The organism is Anaerolineae bacterium (assembly GCA_014360855.1).
In the GTDB taxonomy this organism is placed as follows: Bacteria; Chloroflexota; Anaerolineae; order JACIWP01; family JACIWP01; genus JACIWP01.
Genome location: JACIWP010000040.1, coordinates 1 through 15,792, shown reverse-complemented (window position 1 = coordinate 15,792; position 15,792 = coordinate 1). Strand labels below are relative to the sequence as shown.

8 protein-coding genes and 1 pseudogene are annotated in these 15,792 nt (G+C 63.3%); 8 read left to right on the top strand and 1 reads right to left on the bottom strand.

Annotation, left to right across the window (positions count from 1 at the left end; all coding sequences use genetic code 11):
• Positions 1-48: 48 nt before the first annotated feature.
• From gcvPA to H5T60_03625, 6 genes are all read left to right on the top strand, one after another.
• Entirely contained in the window at positions 49-1,407 is a 1,359-nt protein-coding gene (gene gcvPA / locus H5T60_03650; GenBank protein ID MBC7241525.1) for an aminomethyl-transferring glycine dehydrogenase subunit GcvPA, read from the top strand.
• The gene (gene gcvPB, locus H5T60_03645; protein ID MBC7241524.1) at positions 1,400-2,902 is read left to right on the top strand and encodes an aminomethyl-transferring glycine dehydrogenase subunit GcvPB; all 1,503 of its coding nucleotides are present in this window, start codon (positions 1,400-1,402) and stop codon (positions 2,900-2,902) included. Before gcvPA ends, gcvPB begins: the two co-directional genes overlap by 8 nt.
• Positions 2,903-3,006: 104 nt before the next feature.
• A complete protein-coding gene (locus H5T60_03640; protein MBC7241523.1) occupies positions 3,007-3,792 on the top strand; it encodes an alpha/beta fold hydrolase in 786 nt (261 codons plus the stop codon).
• Between the two features lie 84 nt (positions 3,793-3,876).
• A complete protein-coding gene (locus tag H5T60_03635) occupies positions 3,877-4,977 on the top strand; it encodes a DSD1 family PLP-dependent enzyme (GenBank protein MBC7241522.1) in 1,101 nt (366 codons plus the stop codon).
• A gap of 103 nt (positions 4,978-5,080) precedes the next feature.
• A complete protein-coding gene (locus H5T60_03630; protein MBC7241521.1) occupies positions 5,081-5,674 on the top strand; it encodes a CDP-alcohol phosphatidyltransferase family protein in 594 nt (197 codons plus the stop codon).
• A 64-nt stretch (positions 5,675-5,738) separates the two neighbouring features.
• Positions 5,739-6,500, top strand: a complete 762-nt coding sequence (locus H5T60_03625; GenBank protein MBC7241520.1) for an MBL fold metallo-hydrolase — start codon at positions 5,739-5,741, stop codon at positions 6,498-6,500.
• A 67-nt stretch (positions 6,501-6,567) separates the two neighbouring features.
• Here H5T60_03625 and H5T60_03620 read toward each other — a convergent pair whose 3' ends face one another.
• Entirely contained in the window at positions 6,568-6,774 is a 207-nt protein-coding gene (locus H5T60_03620) for a YfhL family 4Fe-4S dicluster ferredoxin (protein MBC7241519.1), read from the bottom strand.
• A gap of 446 nt (positions 6,775-7,220) precedes the next feature.
• On the opposite strand from H5T60_03620, the gene H5T60_03615 reads away from it, so the two are divergent.
• Together H5T60_03615 and H5T60_03610 are read left to right on the top strand one after the other, a co-directional pair.
• Positions 7,221-11,033, top strand: a complete 3,813-nt coding sequence (locus H5T60_03615; protein ID MBC7241518.1) for a DNA-directed RNA polymerase subunit beta — start codon at positions 7,221-7,223, stop codon at positions 11,031-11,033.
• Between the two features lie 58 nt (positions 11,034-11,091).
• Positions 11,092-15,423: pseudogene (locus H5T60_03610) on the top strand (DNA-directed RNA polymerase subunit beta').
• The last annotated feature ends 369 nt before the right edge of the window (positions 15,424-15,792 follow it).

The following is a 15,792-nucleotide window of genomic DNA, read 5'->3' as shown; positions in this document are numbered from 1 at the left end:
TGCGTACGAGAAGTTTGTCAAAGAGGAAGAGGAGAAAGGGGGACACTGATGGTATACGTTCCCAATACCGATAAAGACCGTGCCAAGATGCTGGCCGTCATCGGTGTGGAGAGCGTAGATGACCTGTTCTACGACGTTCCAAAGGAACTGCGCTATCCGCAGATCGAACTGCCAGAGCCGGTCTCGGAGATGGAGGTACTGCGCGAACTGCAGGAGATGAGCGAGTCGAACGTGGATCTCCTGCACACCCCCAGCTTCCTGGGCGCCGGCGCGTACTATCACTTCATCCCTAGCGTCGTGGACACCATCATCAGCCGCTCGGAATTCTACACGGCCTACACGCCCTACCAGCCAGAGGTCAGCCAGGGGACCCTGCAGGCGGCCTTCGAATATCAGACCATGATCTGCATGCTCACCGGCATGGATGTCGCCAACGCCTCGCACTACGACGGCGGCACCGCCACGGCGGAAGCGGTTATCATGGCGGTGGCGGTCGGGAAGGGCAAGCGCCGGCGCATCGTGGTCTCGCCCCGCCTGCACCCCGAATATGTCCAGGTGGTGCGCACCTACGTGCAGGGCATGGATATCCAGGTCGTGGGCGATGAGAACCCGCATGCGTCCCTGGAGGACATCGCCGGCCTGATTGACAGCAACACCGCCGGCGTCATCGTCCAGGTGCCCGACTTTTTCGGCACCATTGAGGATTACGGCGCCCTCCAGGCCCTGGCGGATAAGGCGCACCAGGCCGGCGCGCTCTTCATCGTCGTGGCCTATCCCATCTCACTGGGCCTGCTGAAGCCGCCGGCGGAATACGGCGCGGACATCGTCCTGGGCGAGGGGCAGTCCCTGGGTAGCCCGCTCAGCTTCGGCGGGCCGTACCTGGGCTTCTTCGCCTGCAAGGAGGAGTATGTCCGCCGTATGGCCGGCCGGCTGGTGGGGCAGACGGTGGACACGCAGGGCCGGCGGGGCTTCGTGCTCACCCTCTCCACCCGCGAACAGCACATCCGCCGCGAGAAGGCCACCTCCAACATCTGCACCAACCAGGGGTTGAATGCCCTGGCCGCGGCCGTGTACATGTCGGCGCTGGGCAAGCAGGGCCTGCGCAAGGTGGCGGAGCTGTGCTATCACAAGGCGCACTATGCCGCCCGGAGGATCGCCGAGATCCCCGGCTACCGCCTGCTGTCGGACAAGCCCTTCTTTAACGAGTTCGTGGTGCGCTGTCCGAAGCCGGCGACGGAGATCAACCGCTATCTGTATGAAGAATGGGGCATCGTCGGCGGTTTTGAGGTGGGAAAGGTGTGCCCTGGGCTGGAGGACAGCCTGATGTTTGCAGTGACGGAGATGAACACGCGCGACGAGATCGACGCGCTGGTGGAAGCACTGCGGGAGGTGGCGAGCAATGGCTAAGATTGTCGAACCCTTGATCTTCGAGTTAAGCTCGCCTGGCCGCGTGGGAGCTACCCTGCCGGAGCTGGATGTGCCGCCGGCGGATATCCCGGCGGAGCTGTGCCGTGAGGACCTGCCCCTGCCGGAGGTCTCGGAAGTGGATGTGGTGCGCCATTTCGTGCGCCTGTCCCGCATGAATTACGGCGTGGACCTGGGGATATATCCCCTGGGCTCCTGCACCATGAAGTACAACCCGAAGGTCAATGAGGTGGCGGCTCGTCTGCCCGGCTTCGTGTACACCCATCCGTATCAGCCGGAGGACCAGGTGCAGGGCAACCTGCAGTTGATGTGGGAACTGCAGGAGATGCTGAAGGCCATCAGCGGGTTCGCCGGCGTCTCCCTTCAGCCGGCGGCCGGCGCCCACGGGGAACTCACCGGCATCCTGATCATGCGCGCCTATCTGCACGATCAGGGCGAGACCCAGCGGGATACCATCCTCATCCCCGATTCGGCCCACGGCACCAACCCCGCTTCCACGGCTATGGCCGGCTTCAGAGTGGTGGAGATCAAATCCGACGAGCGCGGCAACGTGGACCTGGAGCATCTGAAGGCCAACCTGAACGACCGCGTCGTCGGCCTGATGCTCACGAACCCCAACACGTTGGGGCTGTTCGATGAGCATGTCTGCGAGGTGAGCCGGCTGGTGCACGAAGCCGGCGGCCTGATGTACGGCGACGGCGCCAACATGAACGCCATGCTCGGCATCGTCAAGCCGGCGGACCTGGGCATTGACGTCATGCACTTCAACCTGCACAAGACCTTCTCCACGCCGCACGGCGGCGGCGGCCCAGGCAGTGGTCCGGTGGGCGTGGTGGAAAAGCTGGTGCCCTATCTGCCCGGCCCCATCGTGGATATCCAGGTGGTGGGCGAGGAAGAACATGCCGGCCATGCCCACGACGACGAAGAGGAAATGGTCGAGGTCTTCTTCCGCCTGGTCATGCCGGCGAAGAGCATCGGGCGCGTCAAGACCTTCTACGGCCAGTTCGGCGTGATGATCAAGGCCTATACCTATATCCGCATGTTGGGCGCCGAGGGCATGCGCCGCGTGGCGGAGAACGCGGTCATCAACGCCAACTATCTCATGGCCAAGGTCAAGAAGGTCTATCCTCTGCCGTACGACCGCCTGTGCAAGCACGAGTTTGTGGTGGAGGGCAAGCTTAAGGATGCCCCGGACATCCATGCGCTGGACATCTCTAAGCGGCTTATTGACTACGGCGTGCATCCGCCCACCAACTACTTCCCGCTCATCGTGCCCGAGGCGTTGATGATTGAGCCCACGGAGACGGAGAGCTTGGAGAGTCTGGATTACTTCGCCGATGCGCTGCTCCGCATCGCCGAGGAGGCGAAGACCAATCCGGAGCTCCTGCATGAGGCGCCGCACAACACGCCGGTGAGCCGGCTCGATGAGGTCGGGGCGGCGCGCAATCCGATCCTGCGCTGGAAGCCGGCGGAATAAGCGCAGTCCAAGGCCGCAGGTGATGAGGGCACTGGAGCCGCCAGTGCCCTCATAATATCTTTTCTTTGCTTGCACGGGCCTCTCGCTTCACAAGGAGGTGATGCATGGCACGGCATCCCTGGCTGGACCCCTCGCCCTTCTTTTTTGCCGGCGGCCCCGTCGGCTGTCTCCTGATCCACGGCTTTACGGGCGCGCCGGCGGAGATGCGGCCGATGGGGGAGTTCTTGGCGGCACACGGCCTGACGGTCTCCGGCATTCTCCTGCCGGGGCACGGGACCCAGGTGGAGGATATGGAGCGCACGACCTGGCGGGATTGGGCCGGCGCGGCGGAGGAGGGCCTGCGACAGCTACAAGGGCAGTGTCCGGTCGTCTTTGTGGGCGGGCTGTCCATGGGCGGCCTGCTGGCCCTGTACCTGGGGGAGCGTTATCCAGTGCAGGGCCTTATCGCGATGGCCGCGGCGATCCGGGTCAGTAGTCGCCTGTTCCCCCTCGTTCCTATCGCCAAACATTTCCTGCGCTACATTGAGAAGGAACCGCCCGAAAAGGCAGACTATGTGGACCCGGAGACCTTTGGCCGGCTGTGGAGCTACGAGGTCTATCCCACGCGCTCAGCCCATGAGATGATGAAGCTCATGCGGCAGGTGCGGCCGCGCCTGCGTGATATACAGGCTCCCATCCTGATCGTGCAGGGTGATCAGGACAGCCTGGTGCCGCCGGCCTCCGCCCGGGAGCTGTACTCTGCCGTCCGCTCCGCGAGCAAGGAACTGCTGATGGTACATTCGGGCCACTGCGTGACGGTGGATGCGGAGCGCGAGCGGGTCTGGCGGGCGGCGCTGGATTTCATCCGGCGCCATACGCCGGCGGAGCACCGCTACCATATTGCGGACTGATGGTAGGACAAGTTGACAATCGAAGCAAGTGGTAGTAATATGCCCTCGACATTCGCTGATGCATTGCGATGGAGAGGGCATATTATGTGCAAAGCCTGCAGTCAGGTCGGCTTCCCAAAGGAAGCGCTGGATACCCCCGCCTTGTGGGTGGACCTGGACATTATGGAGCGCAATATCCAGGTGCTGGCGGACTTTTTCCGGCGCTCGGGGGTGGGGTGGCGGCCGCATATGAAAGGGATCAAGGTGCCGGCCATTGCCCATAAGCTCCTGGAGGCCGGCGCTCACGGCGTCACCTGTGCCAAGCTGGGGGAGGCGGAGGTGCTGGCGGCGGCCGGCATCCGCGATATCCTGGTGGCCAATCAAGTAGTGGGCGAGCAAAAGGTGCGCCGGCTGGTCTACTTGCGGAAGACGGCTGACGTCATGGTGGCGGTGGACAGCCTGGAGAACGCCCAAGAGATTTCCCGCGCGGCGCAGGAGGCCGGCGTACAGGTGCGCGTCCTGGTGGAAGTCAACACCGGCATGAACCGTTGCGGCGTGGAGCCAGGGGAAGCGGGGGTGCGTTTTGCCGGCCAAGTGGCGGAACTGCCGGGACTGCGCTTCACTGGTTTCATGTCGTGGGAGGGCCATGTCGTGGCCATCCCGGACAAGGAGGAAAAGCGCCGCGTCTGCACGGAATCGGTCGGCAGGCTGGTGCGCACCGCCGAAATGGCGCGGCAGGCCGGCCTGCCGGTGGACATTGTCTCGTGCGGGGGGAGCGGGAGCTACTGGATCACGGCGGGCATCCCGGGGGTGACGGAGATCCAGGCCGGCGGCGCGGTGTTCACCGACGTGACCTACCGCCGGTGGGGGGTGCCGTTGGAGCCGTCGCTTTTCCTGCTGACCACGATCATCAGCCGGCCGACGGCCAGGCGCGCCGTGTGCGATGCCGGCCGCAAAGCGATAGACAATATCGTCTCCACACCGGAAGTGGTGGGAGTGCCCGGGGCGCGCGTGGGGGTCCTGTCGGCCGAGCACGGCATCCTGGAGCTGGCCGGCCCCGAAGTGCCCCTGCGGGTGGGCGATAAGATTGACTTGATCGTCGGGTACGGCGATCTGACCGTGTACAAGCATGATTATCTCTACGGTGTGCGCAACGGCATTGTGGAGGTCCAGTGGGAGGTGATGCCGCGCAGTGCACTGCGGTAGGGGTGAAGGGGGCGCTCCCGGGCCGGCAGGGTTTGACAGCGCGTATCTTTTCCAGTAAGATTGCCGGCGAGCACAGAAACTCGATGGGAGCGTCATCTTCACTATGTTGACCGATTGGGCCCGCAAGAGCTTCCGATGGGCTGTGGACCCCATTGCCAGAGCACTGGCGGCGCTGGGATTGACCCCCAACGGCCTGACCTTTCTGGGCCTGATGTTGAACATGGGTGCAGCGTACCTGCTGTACCTGGGAGAATTCTTCTGGGGCGGCCTGGCGGTGGCCTTCGCCAATGCCTTTGACGCGCTGGATGGCGCGCTGGCCCGACAGACCGGCAAAGTCAGCACCTTCGGCGCCTTCTGGGATTCCACCATTGACCGCTATTCCGAGGCCAGTTTGTACTTCGGCCTTGCGGCATACTACCTTCGTACTGCTCAGTCCCATCTGGTTCTGCTGGCCTTCGCGGCCGCCATCGGTTCCCTGCTGGTCAGCTATACACGGGCGCGTGCGGAGGGCGTGGGTGTGGAATGCAAAGAGGGCCTGCTGACCCGCGTCGAGCGCACGCTGTTGTTGATCGTATTCCTCCTGGTGCAAAGGATGGACATCGGGTTGTGGGTGCTGGCTGTGCTGGCCCATCTGACCGCCTGGCAGCGGATTTATACCGTCTGGCGCAAGACGGACAACGGCCGGCAGCCGCTGTGAGAGGCGCTGTGCATTCGCGTCTGCCGTACAGCGATTTTCCATTCCATGATTGAGGCGTGTGTGGATGCCTGAGGTGCTGGTATTGGGGTCGGGCGGGGCACTGCCCAGTGCGAAGCGGGATAACACCTATCTGGCGGTACGGGGGGAAAAGTCGGTACTGTTGATCGACTGCGCCGGCAGTCCGATCCAGCGACTGCGCCAGATGGGGGTGGACCCTACTTCTCTGCGCGCCCTGATTGTGACGCATCATCACCCTGACCATATCTATGGGGTGCCCATCCTGATCCTGGGGATGTGGCTTTTGGGCCGGCAGGATGACCTGGAGATTTATGGGCCGCTGAAGGCGGTGGCGTCGGTCGCTTCCCTGTTAGAGGTGGTGGATGCCACCGATTGGCCGGCGCTGTTCGGCACGGTGTTTCATGCCATCCCGCTCATAGAACGCACCATGGTGTTGGAAACGGAGGATTTCCGCGTATACTCCAGCCCGGTGGCGCATATGGTGGCCTGTGTGGCACTGCGCATCGAGCATAAGGCCAGCGGAGCGGTGATGGTCTATTCCAGCGACACAGAGCCATGTGATGCGCTGGTGCGTCTGGGGGCCGGGGCGGACCTGCTCCTGCATGAGGCGACGGGGAACTTTCAGGGGCATTCTTCCCCGCGCCAGGCCGGCGAGATAGCGCGGGCGATGAATGCGAAGCGCCTGGTGCTGGTGCACCTCTCCAACGATGGGTCCGATGGGGATGAGGAGCTGTGGCAGAGAGAGGCGCAAGAAGTGTATGCCGGCCCCGTCTGTATCGCCCATGACCTGGAGCGCTTCGAATTCTAGGGACAGAAAAAAGGCGGTTGAGGAGTGCTTCAACCGCCTTCGTGTACGCCGAGAGTTTCAGCGCCGGCTACTTGCGCGGGTGGGCCGGATCAGGCTGAGGCGCATCCACCGGGCAGACGGCGGCGCAGTTGGGGGAGTCGTGATACCCAACGCATTCCACGCACTTGTTCGGGTCGATGACGTACTTGTCGTCGCCCTCGGAAATGGCGCCGACGGGGCATTCCGGCTCGCAGGCTCCGCAAGCGATGCATTCGTCCGTGATCATGTAGGCCATCGTTATCACCTCCGGTGAAGAATGAGAAAGCGCAGGAACTAGTGGCGATTATATCCCGTTTAGGTAAAAGCGCAAACGCGGGGCGGGCGTGTCGGCGGAATGGGATTTCGACGGCGCTGAAATTTGACAACCTTATTATTCATGCTATAATGATTGTTTGCTGAAAAAATCCCTGGCTCGAACACGCGGCGCCCTGGACGGCATTCGTTCCTAGTGCTGGTCAGAGAAAACGTACGACAAATGGATACACAAGGCCCCTTCGAACTGCCAGAGTTCTCTGGCAGGGTTGTGCCGCGCCTGGGATTTGACAGGTTTCACACGTAGCTGTCCTCAAATACATCCGTTCCGCTGGTGCAACGTGCCGAGAGATAGGGGAACTTCCCTCAATTTTCGGAAAAGAAGAGGGCAACGGGCCTTTTACACTTGAGAGAGGAGCCAGATAGCCTATGGCGGTAACCCGAAAGACATACGCAAGGATTCCTGATGTGCTCGAACTGCCCCGACTCATCGAGGTGCAGATCGATTCGTTCCGCTGGTTCTGCGAAGAGGGGCTGCGCGAGCTCTTTGATGAGATTAACCCTATTGAGAGCTTCAATAAGAACTTCGAGCTCTACTTTGACGAATATGAGTTCCGCGAGCCGACCGATTCCGAGGAGTACTGCCGCGAGCGCGACGCGACCTTCTCGCGCCCGCTGTATGTCAAGGTCCGGCTGATCAACCGGGAGCTGGGGGAGATTCAGGAGCAGTGGGTCTTCATGGGGGATTTCCCCTGGATGACCGACAAAGGCACGTTTATTATCAACGGCGCGGAGCGCGTCGTGGTCTCCCAGCTCATTCGCTCGCCCGGCGTCTATTTCACCGTGGAGGAGGACCACACCACCGGCCGCAAGCTGTGCATGGCCAAGCTGATCCCCAGCCGGGGCGCCTGGCTGGAGTTTGAGACCAACAAGCGCGACGTGCTGTCGGTCAAGGTGGACCGCAAACGCAAACTGCCGGTGACCGTGCTCCTGCGGGCGATGGGCTTCGAGACGGATGAGGAGATCCTGGAACTGTTCCAGCAAGTGGATACGGTGCCGGAGCATCAGTACATTAAGAGCACGCTGGAGCGCGATCCCACTAAGAACCAGAACGAGGCGCTCATTGAGATTTACAAGAAACTGCGGCCGGGGGATCCTCCGACGCTGGACAATGCGCGGAGCTTTTTCGAGTCGCTGTTCTACATGCCGCGGCGGTATGACCTGGGCAAGGTCGGCCGGCATAAGCTGAACCGCCGGCTGGGACTCACCATTGATAAGTCCCAGCGCACCCTCACCAAAGAAGACCTTGTCAAGGTCGTCGAACACATGATCCTGGTCAACAACGGCGTGGAGAGCGGGGATGATATCGACCACCTGGGCAACCGCCGTGTGAAGACCGTGGGCGAGCTGATCCAAAACCAGATGCGCATCGGCCTCCTGCGCATGGAGCGGGTGGTGCGCGAGCGCATGAGCATCCGCGAGCCGGACCAGATGACGCCCATGAGCCTCATCAACACACGGCCGGTGACGGCGGCCATCCGCGAGTTCTTCGGCGGGAGCCAGCTCTCGCAGTTCATGGACCAGACTAACCCGCTGGCGGAGCTGACGCACAAACGCCGGCTTTCTGCCCTGGGACCTGGCGGCCTGCGCCGCGAGCGCGCCGGCTTCGATGTGCGTGACGTGCACCATTCCCACTACGGCCGCATCTGTCCCATTGAGACGCCCGAAGGCCCGAACATCGGCCTGATCGGTTCGCTCTCCACGTATGCGCGGGTGAACGAGTACGGCTTCATCGAGACGCCGTACCGCAAGGTGCGCAACACCCTGCCCAAGACCTCACCGGACCTGATTGGCCGGCGGGTGCGCGAGGACATCATTGACCCGGAAACCAACGAACCGATCGCCACACGCGGGCAGGTCATTGACGAACAGTTGGCCGCACGCCTAGCGGCACTCCCTCTGCCGAACGACGAGGTGCCGGTCTGGCCCTTTGCCACCGACGAGATCGAGTACCTGGCGGCTGACATGGAAGACCGCTACACCATCGCGCAGGCCAGCGCCAAGCTCAACGAGAAGCGGGAATTCGTTGACGAAAGGGTCTCCGTGCGGCACAGTCAGCAGTTCTTCCGCGACTCGGTCATGCGCGTGGAGTACATGGATGTATCGCCCAAGCAGATCGTGAGCGTCTCCGCGGCGCTCATCCCCTTCCTGGAGCATGACGACGCCAACCGCGCCCTGATGGGCTCCAACATGCAGCGCCAGGCGGTGCCGCTCATCCGGCCCGAGGCACCGCTGGTGGGCACGGGCATGGAATATCATGCCGCGGTGGACTCCGGCCAGGTCATCGTGAGTGACGTGGATGGGGAGGTGGTGAGCGTCACCGGCGACATGGTCGAGGTGATGAGCGATGCCGGCGAACGCCGGGTCTACAAGCTCCGCAAGTACGAGCGCTCCAACCAGAGCACCTGTATCGATCAGCGGCCAGTAGTGGTCAAGGGCCAGCGGGTGCGCAGGGGCACGGTGCTGGCGGACTCCAGCTCCACGGAACAGGGCGAAATGGCGCTGGGCCAGAACGTGCTGGTGGCCTTCATGTCCTGGGAGGGCGGCAACTACGAGGATGCCATCCTTATCAGCGAGGAGCTGGTGCGCGAGGACAAGTTCACCTCCATCCATATCGAGAAACATGAGGTGGAGGCCCGGGAGACCAAGCTCGGCCCGGAGGAGATCACGCGCGACGTGCCCAACGTGGGCGAGGACGCACTGCGCAACCTGGATGAGGACGGCATTATCCGCATCGGCGCAGTGGTGAAGCCCGGGGATATCCTGGTGGGGAAGGTGACCCCGCGCGGTGAGAAGGAGAAATCCCCCGAGGAGAAACTGCTCCATGCTATCTTCGGCGAGAAGTCGCGCGATGTGAAGGACTCCTGCCTGCGCCTGCCGCACGGTGAGTTCGGCAAGGTGATTGATGTGAAGGTCTTCACGCGTGACAATCACCGCGACCTGCCCGCCGGCGTGGACGAGATGGTGCGCGTCAGCGTCGCCCAGCGGCGCAAGATCACCGAGGGCGACAAGATGGCCGGCCGGCATGGCAACAAAGGCGTCATCTCCAAGGTGGTGCCCATTGAGGATATGCCGTTCCTGGAGGACGGCACACCGGTCCAGATTATCCTCAACCCGCTGGGTGTGCCGGGCCGCATGAACCTGGGCCAGATTCTGGAGACGCATCTGGGTTGGGCGGCCGACCGCCTGGGATTCCGCGCTATGTCGCCGGTCTTCGACGGCGCGGACGAGGAAGATATCTCGGCCGAGCTGGCGCGTGCCTGGCTGATGGATTGGCGCTGGCGGGAGATCACCGAGGAAGCCTGGCAGTGGGTGAAGGCTTCGGGGATTGATGAGAACAGCCTGCAAGATGATGAGGAAGTGCGCCGGCTGTACCTGGTGCATCATCTGGGCCGGCGGGGATATGACCAGGAGCGTCTGGCGCGCGACCGCCGCTATGCGCGGCGCGCCGTCCTGGATGAATGGCTCCTGGAACAGGGCTACGACCCCGAGCTTGTCATGGGGCCGGAGGACCGGGTCGCCTCTCCGGAGTCCAACCGCCTGGCCGTGCGCATCTGCCTGACCGAATGGCTCAAGATGCGCGGCGAAGAGGTGAACCCGGCGATGAGCGACGAGGAACTGCAGGCCTTCGCCCGGGCGGTCAGCGAGCGCACCAATCTGCCTCTGCCCACATCGGGCAAAATGGTGCTGTACGACGGCAAGACCGGTGAGCCGTATGATCAGCCGGTCACAGTGGGCATCATCACCATGTTGAAGCTTGCCCACCTGGTGCAGGACAAGGTGCACGCCCGCTCCATCGGCCCGTACTCGCTCGTGACCCAACAGCCGCTGGGCGGCAAGGCGCAGTTCGGCGGCCAGCGCTTCGGCGAGATGGAGGTCTGGGCACTGGAGGCCTACGGCGCGGCCTATGCCCTGCAGGAGATGCTGACCATCAAGTCCGACGATGTCTCCGGCCGGCTGCGCACCTACGAGGCCATTGTCAAGGGCGAGGAGATCCGTCCGCCTGGAGTGCCGGAGTCCTTCCGCGTGCTGGTGAAAGAACTGCAGTCGCTGGCCCTCTCGGTGGAAGTGTTGAACGAGAAGGAAGAAGTGATTGAGATTGGGCAGGAAGGGCAGGGCGAGAAACTGCCGAAGCTGGGCTTCGGCCTCAGCCTGCCCAAGGGCATGGATATGGGACTGTGATCTACCTGGCTGAGAGAAATGATCATCAGGTGTAGCGACACAGCGCAGGAGAAGACGGATGGAAGTAAACGATTTTGATGCGATTCGAATCAGCCTGGCATCGCCGGAAAAGATTCGCGAGTGGTCGTACGGCGAAGTTCTCAAGCCGGAGACGATCAACTACCGCACCCTGCGTCCGGAACGGGACGGGCTGTTCTGTGAGAAGATCTTCGGCCCCGAAAAGGACTGGGAATGCTACTGCGGCAAATATAAGAAGCTGCGCTATCGGGGCATTGTGTGCGATAAATGTGGGGTGGAGGTCGCGCCGCGGCGCGTGCGCCGCGAGCGCATGGGGCATATTGAGCTGGCTTCACCGGTGAGCCACATCTGGTATGTCAAGGGTGTGCCCAGCCGGCTGGGCCTTTTGCTCAATATCTCCCCGCGCAACCTGGAGCGGGTGCTCTACTTCGCCCAGTACATCATCACCCACGTGGACGAGGAAGCCCGCTCGCGCGCCCTTCAGCGCATCGAGCGCGACCTGGCTCTCAAGGCGGCGCGCATCGAGGGCGAGGTCTCCAACAAGATCGCTGAGATCGAACAGGAGCGTGACCAGCGCCTGGAGGCGGTCGAAACCCGACTGCAGGAAGAGCTGGATGCGCTGGAGGATGAGCTGACCTCCCGTACCGATCAGGTCATCGGGGAAGCCCGCGCCCTGCAGTCTTACCTGGAGAGCTGGCTGGGAAGGCCGGCCGACCGGGACATCCAGTTGAGCTTCGCCGATGTCCTACTGGTCCCCAAGGGAGAGACCATCACCCAGGCGCAACTGGCGCAGTTGAACCAGATGGTGCAGGATCGCCTCGGGGATATCGAGCTGGAGGTGCGGGAGAAACAGCAGGACGCCCACCGCCGCAGTGCGGTGGAGCGTGAGGAAATCCTGGCCGCCGCAGAGAAGGAGATCGAGTCTCTGCGAGCGGAGGCCGATCGACAGATCAAGCAGATGCGGGCGGAGGTGGATGAGGATATCCGCGACCTGAAGAGCCTGCGGGAGGGCGAGCTTATCACCGAGTCCCGCTATTACGAACTACTGGAGCGGTGGGGGAGCAATATCTTCACCGCCGGCATGGGCGCCGAGGCCATCCGCGAGCTGGTCTCCCACCTGGACCTGGACAAGATGGCGGCGGAACTGCATGCCGAGATCCGCACCACGCGCTCCAAACAGCGCCGCAAAAAGGCCGCCAAGCGCCTGCGGGTGGTGGAGACCTTCCGCAAATCCGGCAACCGGCCGGAGTGGATGATCCTGACCGTCCTGCCGGTCATCCCGCCGGATCTGCGCCCCATGGTGCAGTTGGACGGCGGCCGGTTCGCCACCAGCGACCTGAACGACCTGTACCGCCGCGTCATCAACCGCAACAACCGGCTCAAGCGCCTGATCGAGCTGGGGGCGCCGGATGTCATTATCCGCAATGAGAAGCGCATGCTCCAGGAAGCGGTGGACTCGCTGATCGACAACGGCCGGCGCGGCCGGGCCGTCTCCCGCTCCGGCAAGCGCAAGCTCAAAAGCCTTTCTGACCTGCTCAAGGGCAAGCAGGGGCGCTTCCGCCGCAACCTGTTGGGCAAGCGCGTGGACTACTCCGGCCGCTCCGTCATCGTGGTGGGCCCCGAGCTGAAGCTTCACCAGTGCGGCCTGCCCAAGAGCATGGCGCTGGAGCTGTTCAAGCCGTTCGTAATGCGCCGGCTGGTCGAGTACAACTACGCCCACAACATCAAGAGCGCCAAGCGTATGGTCGAGCGCGGTGACCAGGAGGTCTGGGACGTCCTGGAGGAGGTGACCAAGGAGCGGCCGGTGCTGTTGAACCGCGCGCCCACGCTCCACCGCTTGGGCATCCAGGCCTTTGAGGTGGTGCTGATCGAAGGGGATGCCATCCAGATTCACCCGCTGGTGTGCGCCGCGTTCAACGCTGACTTTGACGGCGATCAGATGGCCGTGCACGTGCCGCTTTCCGATGCGGCGGTGCGCGAGGCGCGCGAGCTGATGCTCTCGACCGAGAACCTGCTCAAGCCGGCCAGCGGCGAACCCATCGTCGGCCCCACCAAGGACATGATCCTGGGGTGCTACTACATGACCGTGCCCAAGGACGGCGTGAAGGGCGAGGGCAAGCTCTTCAGCAGTATGGAGGAGGTGGAGCTGGCCTACAGCCTGGGTGCGGTGGACCTGCGGGCGCGCATCAAGGTGCGCTATGAGAGCAAGCTGGATTTCATCCCCATCAGCGAGTTAGCGATCAGCGACCGGGTGCGGAACGCCCTGGAGTCCGCCGGCATCACCATCGTCGGGGAACTGCTGGACAAGTTCGCCGAGGGCGACAGCGCGCTGATGAGCGCGACCGGCATTGACTCCAAAGGTGTGGCCGAACTGCGCCTGGCCCTGCGCAAGCGCGGCATTACCCCGGACCGCCCGCGCGGCAATATCATCGAGACCACGGTGGGCCGCGTGCTCTTCAACATGGTCCTGCCGGAAGAACTGCGCTTCATCAACAAGACCATGGACAAGAAGGCCCTCAATGACCTGGTGAGCGAATGCTATGAGCGCCTGGGTCGTGAGCGTACTGCCGAACTCGTGGACGAGATCAAGCGCCTGGGCTTCATGTACGCCACCCGGAGCGGCATGACCATCGCTATCAGCGATATTGACGTGCCCGAGGAGAAGGCCGAGGTCATCGAGCGCACCTCCAAGCGCGTGGATGAGATCGAGCGCCAGTACCGGCGCGGTCTCATCACCGAGGAGGAGCAGTACCAGAAGATCGTGGAGCTGTGGACGCGCGCCACGGATGAGATCACCGAGGCGGTGGCCCGCCGCATGAACCCGGTGGACGGCATCGGCGCCATGGCGACCTCGGGCGCGACCAAGGGCGGCATCCAGCCCATCCGCCAGCTCGCCGGCATGCGCGGTTTGATGGCTGACCCCTCCGGCCGCATCATCCCTCTGCCCATCCGCTCGAACTTCCGCGAGGGCCTGACAGCGCTGGAGTACTTCCTCTCCACCCACGGCGCACGCAAGGGTCTGGCGGACACCGCTCTGCGTACTGCGGACGCCGGCTACCTGACCCGCCGTCTGGTGGACGTGGCACAGGACGTCATCGTCCTGGAAGAGGACTGCGGGACCAAGGCCGGCATCTGGATCGATCGCGCCTCCTCGCGGCGCATGCAAGAGAAGTTCGGGGAGCGCATCCTGGGCCGTGTGGCGGCGGCAGACATCATTGACCCGCGCGATGGCTCCGTCATCGTTCGCACCGGCGAGATGATCGAAGAGCCGGAGGTGGCCCAGATCGAGATCGCCGGCGTGGATAAGGTGCGGGTGCGCTCGCCGCTGACCTGCGACACGCGCTACGGCGTCTGCGCCAAGTGCTATGGGCGCGACCTAGCGCGCGGCGGCCTCATCAAAGTGGGTGAGGCGGTGGGCATCATCGCCGCCCAGGGCATTGGCGAGCCCGGCACCCAGCTTACCCTGCGCACGTTCCACACCGGTGGTGTGGCCGGCGAGGACATCACCCAGGGTCTGCCGCGCGTGGAAGAGCTGTTTGAGGCCCGCAGCCCGAAGGGCGAGGCGGTCATTGCCGATATTGACGGCCGGGTGGATGTCTACTGGGATGGCGATCAGCGCAAGCTCAAGATCACCAACACCCATGTGAAGACCAAGGAGCACCTGGTGCCGTCGGGCTATGAGCGCGTGGTCCAGGATGGGGATCGCGTGCAGGAGGACACGCTCATCGCCCGCGATGGGGATGAGGACTTCATCTACGCCGGCATGGACGGCATCATCCACTGGGAAGAGGGCGAGCGCGGCCGCTGGATGGCCATTATCCGCAAGGAGGAGACGGAGTCGGTGGAGTACGAGATTTCGCCGTCCGCCCGCCTGCGTGTGGAGCGCGGCCAGATGGTAAAGGCCGGCGACCAGCTCACTGAAGGCGCCAAGAACCCGAAAGAAATCCTGCGCATCCTGGGCCGCGATGCGGTGCAGATGTACCTGCTGGAGGAAGTCCAGCGGGTGTACCGCTCCCAGGGCGTGAGCATCCATGACAAGCACATCGAGATCATCATCCGCCAGATGCTCCGGCGGGTGCGGGTGCGGGAGCCGGGCGACACGGACTTCCTGCCTGGCGAGCTGGTGGATCGCTTCAAATTTGAGGAGATCAACCAGCAGATGATCGCCCAGGGCAAGCGGCCGGCCACCGGCCAGGCGGTCCTGCTCGGCATCACCAAGGCGGCCCTGAACACCGACAGCTTCCTGGCGGCGGCATCCTTCCAGGAGACGACCCGGGTGCTGACCGACGCGGCGGTGCGCGGCGCGCGGGATGAACTGCGCGGCTTGAAGGAGAACGTCATCATCGGCAAGCTCATCCCCGTCGGGACCGGCTTCCGCCCGGAGCGCTTCCAGCGCAAGGCGCGGCGCGCGGAGCTGGAGGCGGTGGAAGGTGAAGCGGCCCCGAGCCTGGCGGAGGAGCGGCGTCCTCTGCCGGCGTTCGAGCCGGACGACCTGGGCGACGACGACTTCTAAATTTGACGCTAGCTTAACCTATATGTTATAATGGTGTTTCGTTGACTCCGATACACACTGCACAGTGGCTCAAAGCGGAGCGAGTAGTGCAAGGCCCTCAAGAACGTCTCTCTGAGGGCCTTGCCGATGCAATACAGATGAAAGCAGTAGTTCAACACCTAGAAAAGGAGTAGGACCTTGCCGACCATCAATCAACTCGTGCGAAAAGGGCGGAAGCCGCTGCGCAAG